Origin of the sequence: Acinetobacter sp. F9 (assembly GCF_019195275.1) — a bacterium.
Classification (GTDB): Bacteria; Pseudomonadota; Gammaproteobacteria; order Pseudomonadales; family Moraxellaceae; genus Acinetobacter; species Acinetobacter pseudolwoffii.
In genome coordinates this window covers 1,437,834-1,460,617 of the sequence record NZ_CP078068.1, presented here as the reverse complement: position 1 = coordinate 1,460,617, position 22,784 = coordinate 1,437,834, and the positions used below count along the sequence as shown (strand labels likewise).

Genomic DNA, 22,784 nt, shown 5'->3' with positions numbered 1-22,784 from the left:
ATGAGCAGGGGGTGTTTTTTTGTGCGTGGGAGTTTATAGCAAAATTAAATATAGTAAAAATAATATTCTGAATTTACTCAAGGTTATTTGCTGTTTTTAAATCAGCCTGATTATGTTTTAATCATTAAAATTTAAAGCCTAGGAATCTGCGTGTTTGAGGTATTTACACAGCTCTGTGGTGGAATCGGTTTATTTTTGCTTGGCATGACTTTAATGACCGAGAGCCTTAAAGATATTGCAGGTGAAACATTAAGACAATGGTTAGGTCGGTTTACTGGTTCTCCTTTTAAAGCAATGACTTCAGGTATTGCCTTGACCTTGATTGTGCAATCCTCCACAGCCACGACGCTAGCAACCATTGGCTTTGTCAGTGCAGGCGTACTCTCTTTTTCGCAAGCCATTGGTGTAATTATTGGCGCCAATATCGGGACAACCAGTACTGGCTGGATTGTTGCTTTTTTAGGTTTAAAGTTTTCTATTGGACAAGTGGCTTTGCCCCTCATTGCCATAGGTGCTTTACTTAAAATATTAGCACATGGACGTACAGCGCTTACCGGCTTGGCGCTTGCGGGATTCGGCCTGATTTTCTTTGGAATTGATTTGCTTCAAGTAGCAATGTCAGGTGTCGCAGAACATTTCGATCTTTCAATTTTCTCGACCGAAAGTTTTGCTGCAAAGCTGTTATTGGTACTTTTCGGTTTGGTCATGACTGTGATTTTGCAGTCCTCTAGTGCCGCCATTACAGCGACACTTGCTGCATTAGCAAGTCAGGCGATTCAGCTCGATCAAGCGCTTGTGCTCGTCATTGGCCAGAATATTGGTACTGTTGCAACTGCAGTACTGGCAGCCATCGGTGCAAATGCCAATGCAAAACGAACTGCTGCTGTGCATGTCTGTTTTAATGTCGTGAGTGCAATTTTTGCATTTTGTATTTTGGTTCCCTTGTTTTTATGGCTGTATCAACCACAGTATTTTTTATCTGGTTGGGATCATGTGGTCATTGTGGCAGCCTTTCATACAGCCTTCAGTGTATTTGGTGCCTTATTTTTTATGCCATTGATTCGCCCCTTTGAACAGCTGTTGGTAAAATATATCCCGGCACATGAAGATTCATTATTACAGGCCTTGGATGAAGCCAGTTTGGCAGTACCTGCGGTCGCAATTAATACGGCAGAACAAGTGATCTTTAAAACCATATTGACCCAATATTCCTGGATTCTAAAAGCCATCAAGTCAGCAGAATTGGTTTCGGCCAATGAATTAAAACAGCAAGACGAATTAATTTACAAATTACAGGATTATTTAGAAAAAATTGTTGTGCCTGAAAATAGCGCTGATCAAAGTCGGCTATTTAGCTTATTAAGGATGATGGTTTATCTGAAAGTGTTGCGTAGTGATTTGGAAAATCTAAAGCATGTTGTGAGTATTCGTACCCAACCCGCGATTCATCAACTTGCCTTGGATTTTATCCAGATTCTGGAAAATGCTGGAAATAGCATGCTAGATACTCGCTCATCTGAAGATTTGAGCCAACTGTATATTGAAATGGGACATCTAAAACAGTGGAGTAAACAGCATCGTAGCGAATTACGTGAAAAAACTAATATTTATGCCTCAACGTATCAGCTGAATGCAGCCAAAACTTTTGAGTTATTGGCTGCTCAGCGTTGGTTAGATCGCTTAGTTGCGCACAGTTACCGTTTCATTAATGTACTCAATGAGCGTCAGCAAACACTTACAATGCATCAAATTGACGACGAGCATGTTTAAGAGCAGATCTGAGACCTTCTTCCAGTGTTGGGTGATAAAAAGGTTTTGCTAGGATTTGAGGAATATCCTGATCTGCATCAATGGTCCAGGCCAGAAGATGGCCAAGATGTTCAGCTTGTGAACAGAAGAGTTCTGCGCCTAATAATTTGCCTGATTTTTTATCAATATAAACTTCAATACCACCTTTATTTTCAGCAAGAACCAGTGCACGTCCTTGATTTTCATAGGAGGCAAATCCTCGAATAAACTCAATATTTTGCTGTTCTAAATGTTTAAAACTTTGCCCGATAATCGCCATTTCCGGGTGAGAGAATACGATTGCCAGTGGGGTGAGTGCGGGAATCGGCTTAATCTCGGGATAATTTAAACAGTTATGAACCACTTCTTTACCAGCATGAGCAGCTTCGTGCTGAATGGGGGCATCAGGTGCGGCATCACCCACTATAAATATCGGCATATCTGCGAGTTGTTTGGTTTTTTTATTGATAGGCAATTTTTTGATATCAGCAAAATTAGGATCTAACTGATTTAAACCCAATCGATCCAGATTAGTCTGACGGCCTGTAGCGCCCAAAATATATTCAACTTGAATAGTTTGAGCTTGATCATTTTCAGTAAAATTAATCTGGATATGACCAGCTTGTTTTTTAACTTGATCTGGCAAGATTTTGAACTTGATATTGAGTTCTTTACTCAATTGCTCCTGTGCCAGCTTTTGTAAAGCAGGGCTGGTTAAGGCACCTACTTTTTGGCTACGAGCGAACAGGGTAGTGTCTACGCCCAGTCGTTGCATGGCTTGTGCCAGTTCAATGGCAATCACACCGCTTCCGATCACTGCTAAAGACTTGGGTAATTGAGAAAGTTCAAATATCTCATCAGAAGTTAGATATTTATCTCCTAATTCTTCCTTGAATGTTTTATCGATATTAGGTCGTGAACCAACCGCAATAATGAAGCTTTTAGCCTGATAAGCTTGTCCATTGACTTCAACTGTATGGGCATTAATAAACGTTGCATGACCAGAAATTTTATGTGAAGCCTCCCATCGATCAACACCTTTCAAGGTTGCACGAATAAAACGTTCTCTAAGGACATGCACACGTTGCATAACATCTGAAGAACCAATGACAGCATTATGTTTTAAAGCAAGTTCTTCAGCAGTTTGAATATCATGCATACGATTTGCAGAAGAGATTAGCAATTTACTTGGCATACAACCTACACGGGCACAAGTCGTATCCCAAGGGCCATCATTGATAATTAAAATATTTTGGGTGTATTTGATGGCTTCGTTATAAGCACTGATTCCTGCAGTGCCTGCGCCAATAATGATGAGGTCGTACATTGATCACTCTTATCAAAATCACTTTATTGATATAAGCTAGCATACAAAACATTTGGCTTACCTTTATTTACATAAAAGCTTAACTATGGTTACATAACGCATAATTAAATAAAGATTGATAACAAACTCTATAATAGAGGGTCTTGGGGATTTAAATGATTAGTAAACAATTAGGTATTAAATTATCTGCTCTTACTTTGGCGCTAATGTTAGCAGGCTGCGGCGGCGGAGGTAGTAAGGGCTACTTTAATTCTGGGACAGATAGTTCTTCTACTCCGGAAAATCCAGAACAACCGCAAGCTATTAATCAATTAGATTCTTTACGTATTGATTTGGATAAGCCAACACTGACGGCTGTGAATGATACGTTAGTAGTTACTGTTAAAGCTCTTAGCGTTAATAAGGGTGGTTTAGCAGATATGCCTGTAACTTTGAAAATAATTGATTCAACCAATCTGGTTTTAAATAAGGGAATTGATACGGTTAAGACAGATGAGAATGGTAATGCGCAGTTTACATTGCAAACTTTAAATAATTTAAATATTTCTGAACTAGTTAAAAATGGATTTTCAATTGAAGCATTTGTAGCTTCAAAAAATATTTCTCAAACACAGAAAATTAACGTCTCAGGTTCAGATACTTCAGAGATTGTAGAGAAGAATATTGTTGTTCTAAATGCTACTAAAAACACAGTCAATGTCCGTGATGATAAATCAACAATCACTGTTAAAGTATTAAATCAAAATGGGGAAACCTTGCCAGAGCAAAAAGTTAGTTTGCGTGTAGAGGATGCGGAAAATAATGGTGTATATCTTACAAATATGACACCTACAACAGATACAAATGGAAATGCAACGTTTGATTTGATTATCAATGAAAATTTGAGAAAAGGTTTAACAGCGAATCAATTAGTTACTGCGGGTATTAATCTAACTGCTATTGTAACGGGAACGAATGGTCAAGTTACTACTCAGACGTATAAAGTTAACGTTATAGATTCTGCCGTACCAGTCGCCGATGGTACGATTGTAATTGCTTATAATCCAACAGAAATTGTCCAGTATGATCCTGATGAGGGTAACTTTTATGCGAAAAATGCAGTAGTTACAGTCACAGATAAAGATGGTAAGCCATTGGCAAATCAAAACGTGACAATGACTATCACACCTACATTATACAGGTTTGGTGAATACGTATGGGGTGCTGCTATTCCTGACGATGTGGAAAGTCCAAAGTGGCTCCACCCTCTAACCTACTCAACTTATTATGATCGTACTTATTTCACCATGGGTATAGATTCCGATGGTAAAGAAATTAAAATTTTTAAGCCTTTATCTAATATTGCAACTACTTGTAGTGCAAGCAATAAAACTGTTGTAAATGGTAAATCACTGCAAGTTGCTACATTGATTGGTCAAGAAGAGAATGTGGGTTCTACATTAAGCTATAAAACGGATAGTAAGGGTAAATTTAATTTACAAGTTCGTTATCCAAAGATCTATGCGACTTGGGTAGGGATTGAACTAAGTGCAACCACGATGACTGGTACCAATACAATCAAAGGTGTGGAAAGTATTCCATTAAATGCAGCATCTACTGATTTTAGTACTAATGGAACGTATGGGCCTAACTTGATTAGCCCATTTGGTAAAATGGGTAATTGTTCTTAAACTAAAAAACAGCGCTTCGGCGCTGTTTTTTTATTGGGGACTGAAATTTGAAAACTTAAATCGAAGTTCCCACACTTACGCCTACAGTTGGCTTCAAGTTCATTGAACTACAGCCGATAAAGGTCAAGCTCAGACATAACACAACCAAGATTTTATTCATGAATCAATCCTTGAGATTTAGCCTGGTTAAACAAGGTCGCTGAACGTGTACCACTCCGGCAAACCATCAAAATAGGTTTAGGTAGCTCATTATAATATCGAGCAAATTCCTCAATATTGGCCTGAGAAAGCTGGCCACTCACCACAGGCTGATAAATCACACTCACTTGAGATTTCTCCGCAATGGAGCGTAATTGACTCACCGTGACATTATTGCCAGTTTCCTGATCCGGCCGGTTTACAATCACAGATTTGAAACCTTGCTGAATCAATTGCTGAAACTTGCTTAATGTCATTTCACCTGACACACTCAGCGAAGAGGTCATTGCACGGCTGAGATCATTTGCGGCAAAACCAAGTGAGCTGACACTTAAACAGCTTGCCAGTACTACAATTTTCCAAAAAGACTTAGTCATCCAGCAGGTCCATCTGTTTTGCCAGTTGATATAAATTATTTGAGCGATTTCCAGTACGGCAGAACATCAGAATAGGTTTCGGTAATTCATTATAATGATTGGCAAAAGTACGTACATCGAGCTCAGTAATCTGACCAGCGACGACAGGCTGAAAGACATAATCCAGACCGGCACTGCGTGCAGCTTCTTCAATTTGTGCACTGGTCGGCTGCTCAGAACCACCTTCCATATCCGGGCGGTTATTGATAATAGATTTAAAACCTTTCTCGACCACCTGAGTCACGTGTTCCGGACCAATTTGACCAGCAAAGCCTACATTTTCGCTCATGACGCCACTCCATCATTTCATTTATATCGATATGCTTTATGATAGCATTAAGCGGAAAACATGCTGAAGCTGTTGTGAAATTTTTATAAATGATGATCACCATAAGATAACGCAATGGAGCGCGTATGCAGGCTTATACAGTTGAGCCACTGTATGTCAAAAGCGGTCAGGATGTGATTGCTGCAGATTTTTATCGGCCTAAAAATATAGAAAAACCAGCCGTGATCTTGATGGCCCATGGTCTGGCGGCCTTACGTCAATTTAAACTGGTGCACTATGCCCAGCGTTTTGCCAGTGCCGGTTATGCGGTGGTTTTATTTGACTATCGCTATTGGGGCGGCAGTACCGGGCGTCCGCGTGAGCTGGTCTCGATTTCTGCCCAGCTGGATGACTGGCGAACCATGATCAGGCATATTCAGGCACGTAAGTCGATTGACAGTCAACGGATCGTGCTCTGGGGAACTGCCTTAAGCGGAGGGCATGTACTCACCCTGGCAGCAGAACTGAAAAATATTCAGGCCGCAATGGTACAGGTGCCTTTTGTCGATGGGGCTGAAAGTGCCAGGCTTTATCCTTTGCAGCAACTCCCCAAGGCACTTAAAGTTTCTAGTCAGGACTATATGGGAAGCAAGGTCGGTATACAGCCCAAAACCTTGCCGGTGGTCGATCCTTACGAGCTGTGTTTTATGCCGACACAGGACAGCTACGAGGGTTATCTGTCGATTGTGAATCCGGATTATTATTGGAGTGGTCAAATTCCTGCGCGGGTCTTTTTTAATTTAATGCGTTATCGCCCGATTCAGCAAGTTAGAAAAATCACCATTCCGGTGCTGTTTATTGCAGCAAAACTGGATAGTTTAATTCCGATTGAATCCAGTCGCGAAACCGTAACCAATCTTGCACCGTTTGTACAATATCAGGAGTGGAATATCCGGCATTTTGATATTTATCATGGTGAATGGTTTGAAAAAGCCGTTTCAACCCAATTAGAATTCCTACATCAACATATTGGAGTACGCTAGATGATTATTGTATGCCCAGAATGTCAGGCCAAAAATCGTGTTCCTGAAGATAAACTCACCGCCAACCCTGCCTGTGGTCAATGTCATCAGGCCCTGATTCCATTGGCGCCAATTGAATTAAATGAGCAGAATTTCAGCCAGTTTGTCCCCCATAGTGATTTACCAATCCTGATTGATCTGTGGGCAGAATGGTGTGGCCCCTGTAAAATGATGGCACCGCATTTTGCGACTGTCGCGCAGCAATATCCAAACGTGGTTTTTGCAAAAATTGATACCGAAGCGAATCCGCGCTTAAGTTCAGCATTTAATGTTCGCAGTATTCCGACGCTGGTGTTGATGAATAAAAGCAACGAAATTGCTAGAATAAGCGGTGCATTACGATCAAGCGAACTACAAAAATGGCTTGATCAGATGTTAAATACCCAACCCTAATTCAAATGCCTGGAGTGAATGTGTCAGATTCTCAAGTAAAACCAGAGGGGATTCTTTCCCTACAAACGATCGCAATGCCTGCAGATACCAACTGGAGTGGTGATGTGTTTGGTGGCTGGATCGTTTCACAAATGGACTTGGCAGGCGCGATTCACGCAGAACGATTTTCAAAGGGACGTTGTGCCACGATTTCGATTAACCAGATGACCTTTCTGGTTCCAGTGAAAGTCGGGGATGTCATTAGCTGTTATACCCAGATTTTAAAAGTTGGCAAGACCTCTATTCAGATGGAAATTGAAGTCTGGGACAGTCATGATGATTCACGTGCGCCGATTCGTGTCACAGAAGGAGTATTTACCTTTGTCGCAGTCGATGTAAAAGGCAATAAGCGTCTGATTCCAGAGGAAGCCAAACAGAAGTTTTTAGAGTCTCAAGCAGCCCAATGATTGAATGAGATATAAAAAAATCCCAGAGATGATCTCTGGGATTTTTCTTGCTTAGAAAGAATTATGATTGCTTGAGCTGATCTTTGGCAATCCAGGCCCAGAGCATTTCACATTGAATCGGCGTTTCTCCGGATTCATCCGTGACCGTGACCTGAACCAATGTTTCGCCTTTATCGGAGCTTTGCATGAGTGCTTGTTGCTCCGGCGTCAAGGTAGCGACTGCAGTCATGGCGCCTTTGGTCGGACGTTTAAAATCAATCTTCAAACTTTTGATTAATACAATCGCGGTATCCGGCACATTCATTGCCGTCACAAAGCCGGTCGCAGTTTCTGCCACTAAGGCCATGGCACAGGCATGTACCTGACCAATATGGTTTTGCATGGCTTTATGGTTGGCGATTGTGACCACCACTTTTGCTCCACTGAGTTCTACATAGCGAATCTTGGCAGAACCTACCATGGGAATAATCCGGCCAAAGGTTTTACTCAATAAAGTACTACGAATAGCTTGAGGTAGTCTGGAAGTAGCTTTTACCAGTTTGGTCAGTCGATTGCGATGCGTCATAATTCCTTCTTTAAGACACTGTGCGGTCTTAATCTTTAAAGTTATTGAACTGTAAAGGCAAACCAAATTGCTGTTCTTTTAAGAAGGTCATCACTTGTTGCAAAGTGTCGCGCTTCTTGTCCGTTACACGAATCTTGTCTCCCTGAATAGAAGATTGCGCTTTAATGCCGCTTTCTTTAATGGCTTTATTGATTTTTTTTGCGGTATCAGAGTCAAGACCGTCTTTGAGCTTGATCACCTGAATCACGTTTTTACCAGAAGCCGTCATTTTCTGTGGATCGAGTGCCTGAATATCAACTTTGCGTTTAAAGAAATGACTTTCGAGCATGCTATACACTTGTTCACACTGGAAATCACTTTCAGTCGAAATCTTGATTTCCTTGTTTTTTTCATTCAGTTCAATAGAAACGTCCTGACCGCGGAAGTCAAAGCGGGTCGCAATTTCTTTTTGGGTGTTTTGAACTGCATGATTTACTTCAAAAATTTCTAATTCAGAAACAATATCGAAAGAAGGCATGGTTTAGACCTTTACAAATGGAAAGAATATCTGAGATGCTAGGGATGTTTTCTTCATTTGCCAAGTGTTGTTTACATCAAAGGAGTGCGCAATGATCCGTAAACAAGAAATTACAACATTTGAGTTCCCAGAAAATGCAATTATCTGGGATGTACGCGATACAAGTGCTTTTGCTGAAGCACACGTGAAAGGGGCGGTGAATCAGCCCATTAACGATCTTTCAGCAGAGAGCCTAACTCAGGTGTCAGCGGATCAACCCATTTACATCTTGTGTGGTGGGGGTAGTAAAGCTCCACGTGCTGCTGAAAAACTAGAGGGTTTTGACAGTTCACGTGAATATGTCATTCTGATGGGGGGTACTCGTGCCGCCCGTGATGCAGGCTTACCGCTTGAACAGGGTGCATAAGCATTCTGTTAAAAAAAAGCGCCGCAAGGCGCTTTTTTAATGGGGCTAATATTTTTCCCTCTCCTTTTAGGAGAGGGGTAGGGAGAGGTAAAATATTCACAATAAAATAAAACCCTCATCCGAGCCCTCACTTGCGCTGCGTTTTAAAGCAGTGCTTTAAAATTTTCTCAGGAGAGGGAACTTTTCTATTTAAAACGGCAGGAGAATTAGACCTGAGGCTTAAAATAAGGCTTCTTGGCTTTTACTTTCTTTTGAAAGCGGCTCACGCTGAGTTTTTTAACCAGACTTGCCGGAACAGGACAGGCCTCACCCAGAATCTGGGCGGCCAGAATTTCACTACAAAGGGGTGCAAATAAAAAGCCTTTGGAGCCTAGACCGGCAAAACTATAAATTTCCTGTTCAGGCTGCATTTTACCGAGTAAAGGAAAGTAATCCTGACTTTGGGCACGTAGCGCTGCACGGCCTTGCCAGGTGTCCATCGGTGCTAATGACGCGGCATAATCTGGAAAGACGCTCTGGAGCAGCTCATGATTATGTGCATGATCTTCTGGGAGCACCTCTGTATCCTCCCGGCCGGGATGGAAAGATGCACCGAGAATTAAATGTGTATCATCCAGTTGCATACAATACCCACCGTAGTTATAAGCAGTATCTTTGCTTAAAGGCTGAGCGCTATTGTTTAGCCAGCTCACTTGTCCACGAATTGGCTTGAGTGCCGGATAATGCTCAAAGAATTGTGCTGTCTCGCGCGCGCTACAAACCAGCGCATGATCAAACTGACCCAAACAATTTTCATTTTCAAAAAGTTCGGGTTGAGATAGCTGCTCAATTTTGGTGATTTTTGCTTGGATATATTTAATATTCGGATGCTGTAAAATTTCATCACGCAATTGATGCGGAGAAATAGTTCCTGCTGCTAAAAGTTTTAAACTTGAATATTCAGTATGCAGTTTCTGCTCATCCGTCGTTTGCACTGAAAAAATATGTGCTGGATATTCATCTGCCAGACTTAAAAGAGTCTCGGGATGTTTGAGTGCCAATTGACTGACCTGAATCGGTCGAAAGGCTTTGAATTTTGCATAATGAGTCAGGGCATGTTGCCAAGCCAAGGTCATTAAATGTTCTGCACTCTGCTCAATCGGGCAGAGTTTTGGGTTCAAGAGCGCAAGCGGATTACCAGAACCACCAGCAAGTGGCGCTGATTGATCGTAAATCGTGACTTGGTGGCCACGCTGTGCAAAGGCCCAGGCAGTACTTAAACCTGCGATTCCAGCGCCAATAACCGCAATCTGGCGTATGTTAAATTCAAGCTCAGGATTTAATGCTGTTTTTTTTTGAGTAATATCCTGATCTGCACCCGAATTGGCCGGTTCAGATGGATTCCAGATGGCTTTGAGCATTTCACGTTTATGCCCAAAACCTCTTGGACGTGAAATAGAAATCCCATGATTCTTTAGGCCACGTTTCAGGACACCTGCGACACTAAAAGAAGCGAAAGTGGTGCCGATCTCGGATAAACGCACAATATTATTTAAAACATTTTCTTCCCACATGTCTGGATTACAAGACGGCGCAAAACCATCCAGAAACCATGCATTCACAGGTGCGGTTTTTTCCATGATGGGAAATACATCATGGGCATCTCCAAGCCACAAGTCGATTGAGAAACGTTCTTCCCGGAAGCTTAAACGGTGGCAGCCTGCAATTGGCATCGGATATTGGGAAATCAGTTGATCTGCCAATGGCTTGAGTTCAGGCCAGACATTTAAAGCGCGAATCAGATCGGGTTTAGAGAGCGGAAATTTCTCCACTGAAATCGCATGCAAATGACTGTGATTGTCCGGACGGGTCTGTTGCCAGAGCTGCCATAACGCCAGAATATTCAGGCCTGTGCCAAAGCCGGTTTCGCCCACACAAAAATATTCAAACGGTTTTAAGTCAGTCAGGCGGGTCGGCAGGTCATTGCCATTTAAAAAAACATGGCGGGTTTCCAGCAAACCATTGTCTTTAGAAAAATAAACATCACCAAACTGTTTAGAGACAGGCACTTCAATGCCATCCACCAAGTGCCAATCGAGATCGGCGGTTTGAATTGCATGCGACAAAACGACTACAACCTTAAATAAGTCCGAAAGGGGAATAGATTACCATTGACGGCGACGCTTGGTATAAACGTAACTGGCAATCAGAAAGCCCAGCAAAACGCCCACGGCCAAAGTGGCAGCACCATACAGGAACATCTGCGCACTGCGTTCGCTTTGTAAAACCTGTACTTGCACGCCAAGATTGTCATTTCTGAGCTGTAGTTCCTGATTTTGTGCTAACGCTTCCAGATTGGCTTTTTCCAGCTGTTGCAGACGCGTCGCCTGATCCTTCACCAAAGCTTTTACTTTGGCGTCTTGCTGAGCTTTATTTCTGGCAAGTTCTTCAGCAGTCAGTGGCTTATTTGCAGTTGCCGGAAGGGCTTGAGATGCTGTTGCAACCACAGGGATAATTGCAGGTTTTGGCGTAGCAGTGGGGGTTGCGACCGCAGCTTGTACAGCAGCAGCGGCGACACTGTTTGGTGTTGTCTGAACTGTGGCAACTTCTACTGCCCATACAGAATGAAAGGTACAACAGAGGCCAATAACACTGGCAAGAACAACACGCATAAACCTTATCCTTGAGGGAATGCTTTGTTAAACGGTTTCACATCAATCTGTGCATATACACCTTCTTTCAGGAAGGGTTCATCCTCTAGCCAGGTATCCAGGTCTTCACGGCTGTCAAAATCGACAATGATGGTACTACCATAAAAGCCGGCTTGTGGATTACTCGGATCTTTCGGCATCGCGCCTGCAACAATCAGACGGCCTTCATCATTCAGCTTTTGCAAGCGGGCAAGATGTTGTGGACGAATGGCAAGACGTTTCTCCACTGTACCTTCCTGATCGGTACAGCTAACGACAAATAATGGCATGATGATTCTCAATTGTTTGTAGTTGGATTTATTCAACAGTCTTAAAGTATTTACGCAATACAATAAACTGGATAATGATAAAGGAAAACATCACGATCATGTCACCGAATGCCGTGAATTCGCCCCAATATTTTCCATCCAGCCACAAGTAGGCAAAGAAGGTATGTAAAAATGACATCAGTGCAAACATGGCGACCCAGGCATAGTTCAGTTTGATCCAGCCTTTTTCACTTAAGTTGAAAACCGGGCCAAACAGACGCTGAATCAGTGGCTTTTTATCTTTACTAAACCAAGGCGACAGCAGGAATACGCCGGCAAAGACCAGATTCAGCAATACCGCCTTTAAACGGATATAAAAATCATCGCTCAGCATCAGAGTGATCCCACCAAAAATCACGGTCATAAACAGCACAATCCATTGCTGCTTATCCAGGCGGAATTTTTGCATGACAAATAACGCACCATAGACCACCAGCATAGCAATAATCAGACCAGTGGTTGCCACAAGAATATTATTATTGTCGACACCCCCCGCAGAACCGATCAATTGCAAAAGTTGATGGTCAGTGTCTTTTGGATCTACAGTTTTATATAAATAAAAGAAAATAATGAGTGGCACAAAGTCTAAAAGTGCTTTCATGTTAGAGTATCTAAATCTGATTAAATAAATGTCATAGTATAGAGATGCACGGCGTAGATTTACATACACATAGCAATATTTCTGATGGAACTTTAACTCCACAGCAATTGGTCGAGGCTGCCGTAGAGAAATCGGTGCATACTTTGGCATTGACAGATCACGACACTATGGATGGCCTGGAACTGGCACAAGAAGCCGCTAAAAATCATGAGATTAAGATCATTTCTGGGGTGGAAATCTCCAGCCAGTGGTCACGTCCAGCCACCAAGAAAAATTATGGCGTGCATATTGTTGCACTGAATATGCAAAATCCTGAGCCTTTACAAAAAGCCCTCAATCAGCAGAAGAAAATCCGGGCTGAACGCTCGAAACAGATCTGTGACTTACTGATTCCTTTAATTGGTCAGGATATTTATGCCGATGTACTGGTCAAAGTCGATAATATCCCTGATCGGGTAACACGGACGCATATTGCCAAAACCTTAGTAGAAAAAGGTATTGTGACTCGCCCGCAACAGGCTTTTGATAAGTACATCAAGGAAGGCAAGAAAGCCTATGTCAAATTTGATGGCTTGAGTCTTGAAGACACGGTTCAGGTGATTCATGAAAGTGGCGGTTTTGCAGTGCTGGCACATCCGACCAAATATGACCTATCTGCGACCAACATTCGTTACCTGATCGAGATCTTTGCCAAGTTTGGTGGCGACGCCGTTGAACTGCCGCCAGCGGTAGATCCAAGTTCCACTCGCCAGATGGTCGATCGGATGATTGCGGAGCATCGTCTGAAAGTTTCGATTGGCAGTGACTTTCATGGCGACCATATGCCATGGATCAGACTCGGGAATGTGCCGAGCCTAAAACCGGGACAAGTCGGGATTTGGGAGAGTTTTGTTGATTGAGTGCTTTACTCGAACTTTGTTCTTGCAAAGCAGAAGTGCCTTTTGCTGATAGAAAAGGGCAAGAGAAGAATAAATTACAGTAGGTTATGATCTTTGGCCTGAATCGGTGGTGGGGTTGGTTTGCCCAGCGTGCCTAAGAGTTCAATTTCAATTGTACGCACCATTGAGTCCAGTGGCAAATCATTACTTTGCGTGCCAAAAGGTTCTTCAATTTCTGAGCTTAAGGCATCTAGTCCTAAAAAGGTATAAGCCAAAATTCCGACCAGCAAAGGCGTAAATAAACCCAATGTTGAACCCAGGCTAAAAGGCAAAATAAAACAGAAAAAATAGACGGTACGATTCAGCAAGACCGAATAGGCAAAAGGCAAAGGCGTTGTCGCAATCCGGTCACAACCAGTCTGGACAATACTTAGTTCTGCCACATGATTATTCATCTGCATATAGATGATGTCTGAGATTTCACCTTCTTTGAGTGCCTGCATTAACTCCCATTGAATCAGGCTTAAGGTATATTGCGGCGCGTTGGCCTGTTGATAGAGCTGGGTCACCGCTTGCTGGCTCATGCCGCTGGTTTCAACCAGTTCGGTCGGATTGGCTGTCTGATGGCGTAGCCGGTCACGGAGAACATTGGCAAAGACAATCACGTGCTGAATTACACGTTCACGGCGACCTTGAGACAGCATCCGGCAATCCCGGTCAAAATGTCGTGAATTGGCAATCAGAATACCCCATAGTTTGCGGGCTTCCCACCAGCGGTCATAACAGGCCGAATTCTTAAATCCGAGAAAGATCGACAGTACCACTCCAATCAGGGTAAAGCCGACCAGAGGTAATTCTGGAAAATGAAAAGAGCCAATATGTGACAAGCCACCGATAATGGCCGAGATCAACATCACTACGCCTAAAGGTGGCAAAACTTTCGGCAAAATTGTACCTCGCCAGGAAAACAGCAATTTAAAAAGACTTGGCTGGTCACGTACAATCATTTATTGGAATCATCACAGTTTTTTCATGATCTTCTTGACTTGTGCCAGCTTTGTCAAGTGCTAATCACCTGTGTATTTCGGGTTGAATGAGTTGCTGCTCGGCAAAAGAAAAACTGCCCTCTAGGGCAATGATACAGTGGTCGATTAAATAAATATCGACCAGTTGACAGGCTTGCTGAATCTGGCGAGTCAGATGCCGATCTGCTGGAGAGGGATAGGCCCGGCCGAGTGGATGATTATGCGCAATTACAATTGAGGTTGCCTGTTGGGTAATTGCATAGCGCAGTAATTGATTAATCGAAATATCACATGCATTCACAGAGCCATAAAACAGTTTTTTAAAGCTGATTTTTCTTAAACTGGCATCCAGACACAGCACTGCAAACACTTCCTGAGTTTCACCGAGCAGTTCAAAACGTAAATAATCGCGTAGCCGTTTGGAATTATTGAGCTCCAGCGCATCCTGTTTCAGATGTTCGGAAATATAACGCCGTCCTAATTCCTTGACCGCCATGAGCTGGGTATATTTGCTAATACCCATGCCATGAAAGCGACTGACGTCTTCTAAGGGTGCATCCAGTAAGGCAGTGAGATGACCGAAATGCTGAATCAAGAGTCGGGCAAGTTCGACTGCGGAATGTTGCTGTGAGCCGGAACGCAGGAAAATTGCCAGTAGTTCGGCATCGGATAAACTTTCTGCACCATATTGAATTAAGCGTTCGCGCGGGCGTTCTTGTTCAGGCCAGTTTTTAATAGAAAATTGCATAGTTATTAGACTTATTTATTATGAATTATGTGTTTTCCCTGAAGCTGATCTCTTGGGAATGCCCTTATTTAATGCTATTGTGAGCCCCACTGCAACAGAAAGGTAGCCTGTTTGTGAGCTTCGACGTAAGTGTAATTCCTCATAAAAATATCATTTTAGCTGTGACTGGCGGCATTGCTGCCTATAAAAGTGCGATTCTGGTTCGTCGTCTGAAAGATGCCGGATTTAATGTGCGGGTGGTGATGACCCAAGGGGCACAGGCTTTTATTACACCTTTAACGTTTCAAGCCTTATCAGGCAATCCGGTCCATACGGCATTACTGGATCCTGAAGCGGAAGCAGGTATGGGGCATATCGAGCTGGCACGTTGGGCGGATCTGTTACTGGTTGCACCTGCAAGTTGTGACACCTTGGCAAAGTTTGCAGCAGGTCTGGCAGATGATTTGCTCAGTACTTTATATCTGGCGACCAAAGCACCGGTCTGGGTAGCGCCTGCCATGAACCAGCAAATGTGGGCAGCTAAGCCAACACAACGCAACTTGGCCACTTTAATTGAAGATAGTGTGCATGTGATCATGCCGGATGCCGGATCTCAAGCCTGTGGCGATGTGGGTTTAGGCCGTATGCCTGAGCCGGAAGATCTGGCACGACAAGTCACAGAATATTTCCATCAAGCACAGCGTGCGATCGCAGAAAAATTTGGTCAGCTTGCGGGTAAACGTGTCACCATCACCGCCGGTCCAACCCGTGAAGCGATTGATCCGGTACGTTATATTTCCAATCACAGTACCGGTAAAATGGGCTTTGCTCTGGCAGCTGCCTGTTATGCCGCTGGGGCAGATGTGACCCTGATTGCAGGGCCAGTGACTCTGGATACACCAAATGGCGTCAAACGCAAAAATGTCAGTTCTGCCGTAAAAATGCTCAATGAAAGCATGCAGATGCTGGAAGATGGCTGTGATATTTTTATTGCAACTGCTGCGGTGGCGGATTACCGCGTGGCGGAAGTTGCAGAACACAAAATTAAAAAATCTGGCGATGAGCTGAATGTGGCGCTTGTGAAAAATCCGGATATTGTTGCGACCATCGCCCAGCAAGAGAAACGTCCGTTTATGGTCGGTTTTGCGGCGGAAACCCGCAATATTGAAGAATATGCCGCGGGCAAACTGGTCGCGAAAAAACTGGATATGATTGCCTGCAATGATGTCTCACGTGCCGATATCGGTTTTGCGTCGGATGAAAATGCCATGACCGTATTTTTTGCCGAACAGTATCAGATGGATAAGCGTGATCTGGAAAAAGCCTCCAAGCAGGAAATTGCCCAGCAGCTGATCGAAGCGATTCATGATGCCTTGCATCGTGATCCATCCAGTGATGACGATTTTTAAAAGAATCTTCACAAAAAAAAGCCCTGTTAGACTCAGGGCTTTTTTATGAGTAAATTTTTATCATTTATTCAAAAAGCTGTAGAAATCTTAAATAATTTAGTCATGATTCATGCACTGCTTATTTCTTGTTTTTTCAAAAAAGCATAAAATAGGTCACAGAATAAGCAAGCATAACAATACTGCATATATCAGCTATAAGCAGGAACAGGAAAGAAAAAGAAGGAGGCGCTATGAGAACAATCATTGTGTTATGGATGATCGCCTGTCTGGCTGGATGCAGTTACTTTGTCTCGATGGATGAATTGGCCAGAAATATTCAAGCGCAGATGCAACAGGAATTTAATTCCAATCAGGATTATCAACGCTATCGTTTTACTGTGCAGAAGGTCAAAATTGTCCAGCGGCAGGGCAATCAATTTAAAGCGATTTCTCATCTGAATTATCAGGGGGAGGCATATCCGGTCAATGTCAAAATTTTTAAGGTCGATGGAGGCTATAGGTGGGCGATCGAAGAGGATGCCTTTGCTTTTATTGATGAAATTGAAATAGAGCAATACCGGCAGCAACTGGATCGGGAGTTACAGCAGCTGGCTGCAGCCTTAGATGACCTGGAACCTGTAGATGAGTCAAAAGAGCATGAGCGCGGTTCTCTGGTCACACCCATTGCCGAGCCAGAATTTCAAGGTGTTTCTTATCAGGAAGAACCGGTTCCGGTCGGCAATATCACCGCATATACTCAATAACTCCTTCGCTCATCTCTATAAAAAAGCACCGATGATCGGTGCTTTTTTATATCGATTAGACTTTTAAATTCGTATTTAGGATTCAACTTGCTGATGTTCACGCACATAGTCTTCAGTACGTTGCATTGCTTCTTGAATATTAAACAGCGCAGTTTCCACATCTTTCAAGGTTTTGGCATTGCCACCGCTTAGTGCCTGACGCCATTTACGTGCACCCGGCAAGTTCTGGAACAGTCCTAAAATATGACGGCTAATAATTGACAATGGTGCACCTTCTGCCATGCGCTGGGCAATATAAGGCAGCATTTGTTGCATGATCTCGAAACGATCCGGTGCATCCAGATTCCACAATTGGCCCAGTTCAGCCAATAAGTACGGATTATGATAGGCTTCACGACCAATCATCACGCCATCGACATGTTTGAGATGTTCCAGCGTTTCGGCATAGGTCTTGATCCCGCCATTGATTTCAATCAGCAGATCAGGACGATCCTGCTTCAGGCGATAAACATCTTCATAACGCAGGGGCGGCACATCGCGGTTTTCTTTAGGCGATAGACCTTTTAATAAGGCAATGCGCGCGTGTACGATAAAATTATTGCAGCCGGTTTTGGCTACGGTATCGACAAAATGCAGCATTTCTTCATAAGACTGCATATCATCAATCCCGATCCGGTGTTTTACAGTCACTGGAATATCCACCGCATGCTGCATTTCAGCAATACATTCCGCGACTAAATCGGGTTCAGCCATGAGGCAGGCCCCAATTTTATTATTCTGTACCCGGTCACTCGGGCAACCCACATTTAAATTGACTTCGTTATAACCCCAATCCTGTGCCATCTTGGTACAGATCGCGAGATCTTTAGGATTCGAGCCACCAAGTTGTAGTACGATCGGCTGTTCTTCGGTGTTAAAGTCCAAATGCCGTTTGGCATCCCCATAAATGATGGCACCTGTGGTGACCATTTCAGTGTACATAATCACATTTGGGTTAAACAGACGGGCAAAGAAGCGATAGTCTTTGGTGGTCCAATCCATCATCGGCGCCACACTGATTCGTGGTTGAAGTTTATTTTCAATGGTGGTCAGATCAGTCATTCAAAATTACGCCTTAACGAAATGGAAGAAGAAGGGATGAATAAATCGCCCAAAGATTATTTTTTTGCCCAAGCCCGCTAGGCCAATATCGCAAAAAAAGAGGGCGTAATACTAGCATAAAATCAGCAGAACAACCCGGCGAACTTGAGTCAAGCCAGTAAGTCCAGGACATGAAACAAGAAATAAAATTAGAATTCCAAGTCATTCCAGAATGGTATATTTTGATAGTAGAAACACCAATATAAAAAATGATAGAAATAAGGAGAATAATTATGCTGTTATTGGAGGAGATTTATAAAAGCCATAAAGCACAAAATTCAGCACATTTTAACTTAAAAATTCATCGTGGCTTAGGCTGGTTTAAAAAAGCGCTAGACTTGGATCAAGATCTGGATTTTAAATTCATCAGTCTATGGATTGGTTTTCAGGCTATTTATGCAGAGGAAGATGATCGGGTTCAGGGAAGGGATAAGCTGCGTCAATTTCTAGAAATACTTTGCCAAAATGATCTGGACCAGAAGATTAATCATATTGTCTGGGATAAGTACAGTCAGCCAATTCACTCACTCTTAGTGAACCCCTATATGGAACAAAGTTTTTGGGATTATCGTCACCAGAAAATTAGTCTGGAACGCTGTAATGCTGAACTGGAAACACAGAAAAAAATCATACAGCATGCTTTAAATGAGCGAAATTCTGTAGAAATTTTAGTCGGGGTGTTTCGTCGTTTATATACATTACATCATCAGCTCATGCAGGGCGGAGTTACCTATCATAGTTCCCTGAATCACAAGTCACTCGAGGAAAGCTGCCGGATTCTGGCCGCTTTGCTGCCGGTCTTTATCTGTATTTTATTGGAAAATTCAGTTGCTCTAGATTTAAATAAACCTTTCTATCCAGCGGCTCAAGTCAGCTAAGTATAGTTAAGCATCTAGGCTGCTGTCCGGGCGTGATGCCATTGATCCAGTAAGGCGAATAGGGTAGCGCCTAGGGCCAGCCCGAGTCCTGCCATACAGGTCATGCTCCAGCCCCCATGATGCCAGGCATAAACCCCTAAGGCTGAACCACAGGCACCGCCAATAAAATACAGGGTCATATACAGTGAATTGACCCGTGATTTGGCATCCGGGCGCAGGCGGAAAATCACATTCTGATTACAGCTATGCGTAATCGCCAACCCCAGATTAATCAGTCCATAGCCCAGAATATAGCTCAGCAGCGATACCGCACCAAAATATAGGAACAGCCAGCTCCCAATCAGGATCGAACAGCCAATCCAGCTCAAGGTTTTGATATGGCCCCGATCGGCCCATTTACCAATGAATTGAGTCGACAATGCGCCAAAGACGCCGACCAGTGTCACCAGACCGACCATGACATCAGACAGCTGGAAAGGTTCTTGGGTCAGCAGCAGGGCAATGGTCGAGAACAGCATGCTCATGGCGGCAAAAGCACAGGCACCGGTAAGAGAGCGCAAGACCAATCGTGGTTCATGTGTTAATAAGCTCGCCATAGATTTGAAAATCGCTGCATAGCTGATTCTTAGGCGTGGCAGACTCGGTAATTTTCCTCGCAGATAAAAACTTAAAGCCAGCATGCTGATGCCACTGACGATATAGATCATTTTCCAGTGAAACAGGTCGGACAATAATCCCGCAATACTGGTCGAGAGCAGAATACCGACCAGCAAGCCGCTCATCAGGAAACCCACTACTTCTCCAGTTTTTTCCGGTTTGACTGCCATGGTGGCCAAGGGAATCAGAATCTGTGCAGCCACGGAAAACAGTCCGGCAATGATGGTGCCAACCCACAGCATCGGCAGGTTTATCGCACTGGCACAAATAAATAAACCTGCAGCTGCACCCAGCATGAGAAAGGGAATCAGCTTGGTTTTATTCAGCATATCGCCCAAAGGTACAATAAACAGCAGGCCTAATGCATAAGAGATTTGAGCAAAGGTAACGGTGAGTGCCACTTGTGATTCCGGCACCTGATAATATTGCTGAATCGATGAAATCAGTGGCTGGCAATAATAGTTGGCGCCGGCACATAAACCACAGGCAATCGCCATCAGCCATAATAAGGGCTTGTTTTGACTGATATCGAGGGGCGTGTTCATAGCAGCAACCTTATCTAAGCCGAGGAGAATTTAAAACAAGCAGCGCATTGATGCAGGAATGAAAGGCACTATAAGTGAGAACTTTAGGCTTTAAAAGTAGAAAAATATTACAATGACTCAATGAAAAGATCTTAGATCGCAAGGACTACACAAGACTTGAATTAGAAAACCAGTCAGGAATGATCAGGTTTCCAGATTTTTGATCAATAGTTGGCTTTATTACAACGCATAGGACAAAGAAAGAACGGAAAATCCCCTGAAAATGAAAAAAATTAAATAATGGCTCTCATTTTATGCGCAGATATGGTGCATAAACTTTATTTTAGTCACTTATTCGGTTTATGACATTAATATAATAAATGGTCAGCAAGATTTTTGTTCCTCTTGGTCTGATCATTTTAGAGATAATTGATCCTTAGACCCACAGATCTCGTTGTGTCACATCCATCAATTCAACCCTAGCTCGATGGGTGTTAAATCATAACTAAATTGAATAAAAGGTATTACTTTACAGATCAGATAGCTTATCGGGAATAAGTTCTTTATTTGTCAATAAAGTCAAATTTAGAAAAATTGGAAAGCTAAAGTGCCGCTGTCCTTAGCAGAGAGACCTATTCAGAAACGGGTAGCATAAAGAACCAAAACAGAAATTTTGGTCAGAAAGATCAATGTAACAAAATAAATCTCAAGTAGGCGGCTTATCAGCCGAGCGCATTTTCAGATTTTCATTCAGGTGAATGAATATCGTTTATAAAATAATCAAATATAAATATTTGGCGTATATAAGCCACGCACCAGTACAGCAACATTTTTATGAATCATCAGTTCAATATATAGGCATTTATTAAATAAATAGTAGGTAGTAATTTCAAACAGTTTGATTAGAATCCAAAAATTCAACAAGAACACATCCTGAGGGGAAGCATCGTTTAAGCGATGTTTACTTAAGAAAAATTAGCTTGAGGAACGCTCATGCAGATCGGAATTCCAGCCGAAACTGTTGTCGGTGAAAATCGCGTCGCTGCGACGCCAGAGACAGTAAAGAAATTGATCAGCGCAGGACATAGCGTGATTATCGAACGTAGTGCAGGGCTTAAAGCTGCCTATATCGATAGTGCCTATGAACAAGTTGGTGCCAAAATTACGGATGATGCCTACACCGGCAGTCAATTGATTTTAAAAGTTCGTGCACCGAAAGGTGAGGAAATTCAAAAACTCAATCCGAACACCGCCATCGTGGCAATGTTTGATCCTTACCGTAATACTGAGCTTGACCAATTTGCGGCACAGAACGTGTCTGCATTTGCATTGGAGCTTTTGCCACGGACCTTGTCTCGTGCGCAGAATATGGATGTCTTGTCTTCTCAAGCCAACCTTGCAGGATACAAGTCAGTCCTTCTGGCTGCGGCTGAATACCAGCGCATGTTCCCGATGCTAATGACGGCTGCGGGGACGGTCAAACCAGCCCGTGTGGTGATCATGGGGGTCGGGGTCGCGGGTCTGCAAGCCATTGCCACTGCAAAACGCTTAGGCGCTATTGTGGAAGCCACAGACTTGCGTCCAACAGCAAAAGACCAAGTGGAATCATTGGGCGGTAAATGGCTGGATGTGCCGATGTCTGCGGAAGAGCAGCAAAAAGCGGCGGATGCGGCCAAGAATGGTTATGGCTGGATGCCGGGTGAGGAATACATCCGCGATCAGGCTGCCATTGTGGATAAAGCCGTATCAAATGCTGACATTGTGATTACCACAGCGCTTTTACCCGGCCGTGATGCACCGCGTTTAATCCGTGCTGAAACAGTTGCGAAAATGAAACCGGGTTCAGTCATTTTAGATATGGCAGTGGAATCGGGCGGTAACGTTGAAGGTTCGAAATGCGGTGAAACTGTGCATACCGACAACGGCGTCAAAATTTTGGGTATTCCCAATATTCCTTCGACTGTATCGACTGAAGCATCGGCTTTATATGCACGTAACGTGTTTAATTTTGTCGAAACGCTGTTTGATGCCGACAAGAATTTTGTCCTGAATCCAGAAGAAGAAATTCAAAAAGCCCTACTTGTCACTCATGCCGGCCAAGTGCTGCTAAAACGTGGTTAAGGAGAAG

24 protein-coding genes are annotated in these 22,784 nt (G+C 43.2%); 11 read left to right on the top strand and 13 right to left on the bottom strand.

Annotated features, from left to right (window positions below; all coding sequences use genetic code 11):
* Positions 1-150: 150 nt before the first annotated feature.
* On the top strand, positions 151-1,770 hold the full coding sequence (locus KT990_RS07050; RefSeq protein WP_218208530.1) for a Na/Pi cotransporter family protein: 1,620 nt from the start codon (positions 151-153) through the stop codon (positions 1,768-1,770).
* Here KT990_RS07050 and KT990_RS07045 read toward each other — a convergent pair.
* On the bottom strand, positions 1,736-3,115 hold the full coding sequence (locus KT990_RS07045) for a dihydrolipoyl dehydrogenase (RefSeq protein ID WP_218208529.1): 1,380 nt from the start codon (positions 3,113-3,115) through the stop codon (positions 1,736-1,738). The genes KT990_RS07050 and KT990_RS07045 overlap by 35 nt on opposite strands.
* Before the next feature lie 155 nt (positions 3,116-3,270).
* Between KT990_RS07045 and KT990_RS07040 the strand changes: the two genes are divergently transcribed.
* A complete protein-coding gene (locus KT990_RS07040) occupies positions 3,271-4,785 on the top strand; it encodes a hypothetical protein (protein ID WP_218208528.1) in 1,515 nt (504 codons plus the stop codon).
* Between the two features lie 152 nt (positions 4,786-4,937).
* On the opposite strand, the gene KT990_RS07035 is transcribed toward KT990_RS07040, so the two are convergent.
* Both KT990_RS07035 and KT990_RS07030 read right to left on the bottom strand, forming a co-directional pair.
* Positions 4,938-5,360, bottom strand: a complete 423-nt coding sequence (locus KT990_RS07035; protein ID WP_100329847.1) for a beta-lactamase hydrolase domain-containing protein — start codon at positions 5,358-5,360, stop codon at positions 4,938-4,940.
* Positions 5,353-5,688 (bottom strand): TIGR01244 family sulfur transferase, encoded by a 336-nt coding sequence (locus tag KT990_RS07030; RefSeq protein WP_005098133.1) that lies wholly within the window; start codon positions 5,686-5,688, stop codon positions 5,353-5,355. Before KT990_RS07030 ends, KT990_RS07035 begins: the two co-directional genes overlap by 8 nt.
* 125 nt (positions 5,689-5,813) lie before the next feature.
* Between KT990_RS07030 and KT990_RS07025 the strand changes: the two genes are divergently transcribed.
* From KT990_RS07025 to KT990_RS07015, 3 genes are read left to right on the top strand one after another with little or no spacing between them, the layout of a single operon-like run.
* Positions 5,814-6,710, top strand: a complete 897-nt coding sequence (locus KT990_RS07025; RefSeq protein ID WP_218208527.1) for an alpha/beta hydrolase — start codon at positions 5,814-5,816, stop codon at positions 6,708-6,710.
* The gene (gene trxC / locus KT990_RS07020; RefSeq protein ID WP_218208526.1) at positions 6,711-7,142 is read left to right on the top strand and encodes a thioredoxin TrxC; all 432 of its coding nucleotides are present in this window, start codon (positions 6,711-6,713) and stop codon (positions 7,140-7,142) included.
* Positions 7,143-7,147: 5 nt separating this feature from the next.
* The gene (locus KT990_RS07015) at positions 7,148-7,588 is read left to right on the top strand and encodes an acyl-CoA thioesterase (RefSeq protein ID WP_218944670.1); all 441 of its coding nucleotides are present in this window, start codon (positions 7,148-7,150) and stop codon (positions 7,586-7,588) included.
* A gap of 61 nt (positions 7,589-7,649) precedes the next feature.
* Here KT990_RS07015 and KT990_RS07010 read toward each other — a convergent pair whose 3' ends face one another.
* A complete protein-coding gene (locus KT990_RS07010; RefSeq protein WP_005168656.1) occupies positions 7,650-8,153 on the bottom strand; it encodes a DUF4442 domain-containing protein in 504 nt (167 codons plus the stop codon).
* 28 nt (positions 8,154-8,181) lie between these two features.
* Complete coding sequence (locus KT990_RS07005) at positions 8,182-8,670, bottom strand: YajQ family cyclic di-GMP-binding protein (RefSeq protein ID WP_005098115.1); 489 nt, start codon at positions 8,668-8,670, stop codon at positions 8,182-8,184.
* Positions 8,671-8,761: 91 nt separating this feature from the next.
* Between KT990_RS07005 and KT990_RS07000 the strand changes: the two genes are divergently transcribed.
* Positions 8,762-9,076: a rhodanese-like domain-containing protein gene (locus tag KT990_RS07000; RefSeq protein ID WP_005098114.1), complete on the top strand. Its 315-nt coding sequence runs from the start codon at positions 8,762-8,764 to the stop codon at positions 9,074-9,076.
* A gap of 206 nt (positions 9,077-9,282) precedes the next feature.
* Here KT990_RS07000 and mnmC read toward each other — a convergent pair whose 3' ends face one another.
* Genes mnmC through KT990_RS06980 form a run of 4 tightly spaced genes read right to left on the bottom strand, consistent with a single transcriptional unit; the run spans position 9,283 to position 12,675 of the window.
* The gene (mnmC, locus tag KT990_RS06995; protein ID WP_218208525.1) at positions 9,283-11,181 is read right to left on the bottom strand and encodes an FAD-dependent 5-carboxymethylaminomethyl-2-thiouridine(34) oxidoreductase MnmC; all 1,899 of its coding nucleotides are present in this window, start codon (positions 11,179-11,181) and stop codon (positions 9,283-9,285) included.
* 39 nt (positions 11,182-11,220) lie between these two features.
* Positions 11,221-11,727 (bottom strand): hypothetical protein, encoded by a 507-nt coding sequence (locus KT990_RS06990; RefSeq protein WP_218208524.1) that lies wholly within the window; start codon positions 11,725-11,727, stop codon positions 11,221-11,223.
* A 5-nt stretch (positions 11,728-11,732) separates the two neighbouring features.
* Entirely contained in the window at positions 11,733-12,035 is a 303-nt protein-coding gene (locus tag KT990_RS06985) for a YciI family protein (RefSeq protein ID WP_005098111.1), read from the bottom strand.
* Between the two features lie 28 nt (positions 12,036-12,063).
* Complete coding sequence (locus KT990_RS06980; protein WP_218208523.1) at positions 12,064-12,675, bottom strand: septation protein IspZ; 612 nt, start codon at positions 12,673-12,675, stop codon at positions 12,064-12,066.
* 44 nt (positions 12,676-12,719) lie between these two features.
* On the opposite strand from KT990_RS06980, the gene KT990_RS06975 reads away from it, so the two are divergent.
* Positions 12,720-13,574 (top strand): PHP domain-containing protein, encoded by an 855-nt coding sequence (locus tag KT990_RS06975; protein WP_005098107.1) that lies wholly within the window; start codon positions 12,720-12,722, stop codon positions 13,572-13,574.
* Positions 13,575-13,648: 74 nt separating this feature from the next.
* Here the strand turns inward: KT990_RS06975 and KT990_RS06970 are convergent, their stop codons facing one another.
* Positions 13,649-14,560 carry a bestrophin family protein gene (locus KT990_RS06970; RefSeq protein WP_005168648.1) on the bottom strand — a complete coding sequence of 304 codons (912 nt, stop codon included), beginning with the start codon at positions 14,558-14,560 and terminating at the stop codon, positions 13,649-13,651.
* A gap of 64 nt (positions 14,561-14,624) precedes the next feature.
* Positions 14,625-15,326 carry a RadC family protein gene (gene radC, locus KT990_RS06965; RefSeq protein ID WP_218208522.1) on the bottom strand — a complete coding sequence of 234 codons (702 nt, stop codon included), beginning with the start codon at positions 15,324-15,326 and terminating at the stop codon, positions 14,625-14,627.
* A gap of 113 nt (positions 15,327-15,439) precedes the next feature.
* Here radC and coaBC point away from each other — a divergent pair, with 113 nt between their 5' ends.
* Both coaBC and KT990_RS06955 read left to right on the top strand, forming a co-directional pair.
* The gene (gene coaBC, locus KT990_RS06960) at positions 15,440-16,714 is read left to right on the top strand and encodes a bifunctional phosphopantothenoylcysteine decarboxylase/phosphopantothenate--cysteine ligase CoaBC (RefSeq protein WP_179999659.1); all 1,275 of its coding nucleotides are present in this window, start codon (positions 15,440-15,442) and stop codon (positions 16,712-16,714) included.
* Positions 16,715-16,944: 230 nt separating this feature from the next.
* A complete protein-coding gene (locus KT990_RS06955) occupies positions 16,945-17,457 on the top strand; it encodes a hypothetical protein (protein ID WP_180075584.1) in 513 nt (170 codons plus the stop codon).
* A 75-nt stretch (positions 17,458-17,532) separates the two neighbouring features.
* Here KT990_RS06955 and dusA read toward each other — a convergent pair whose 3' ends face one another.
* A complete protein-coding gene (dusA, locus tag KT990_RS06950) occupies positions 17,533-18,558 on the bottom strand; it encodes a tRNA dihydrouridine(20/20a) synthase DusA (protein ID WP_005098100.1) in 1,026 nt (341 codons plus the stop codon).
* A 272-nt stretch (positions 18,559-18,830) separates the two neighbouring features.
* Here dusA and KT990_RS06945 point away from each other — a divergent pair, with 272 nt between their 5' ends.
* On the top strand, positions 18,831-19,475 hold the full coding sequence (locus KT990_RS06945) for a hypothetical protein (protein WP_100357994.1): 645 nt from the start codon (positions 18,831-18,833) through the stop codon (positions 19,473-19,475).
* A 14-nt stretch (positions 19,476-19,489) separates the two neighbouring features.
* On the opposite strand, the gene KT990_RS06940 is transcribed toward KT990_RS06945, so the two are convergent.
* The gene (locus KT990_RS06940) at positions 19,490-20,677 is read right to left on the bottom strand and encodes an MFS transporter (protein ID WP_180076379.1); all 1,188 of its coding nucleotides are present in this window, start codon (positions 20,675-20,677) and stop codon (positions 19,490-19,492) included.
* Positions 20,678-21,649: 972 nt separating this feature from the next.
* Between KT990_RS06940 and KT990_RS06935 the strand changes: the two genes are divergently transcribed.
* The gene (locus KT990_RS06935; RefSeq protein WP_074383527.1) at positions 21,650-22,777 is read left to right on the top strand and encodes a Re/Si-specific NAD(P)(+) transhydrogenase subunit alpha; all 1,128 of its coding nucleotides are present in this window, start codon (positions 21,650-21,652) and stop codon (positions 22,775-22,777) included.
* Positions 22,778-22,784 lie beyond the last annotated feature (7 nt).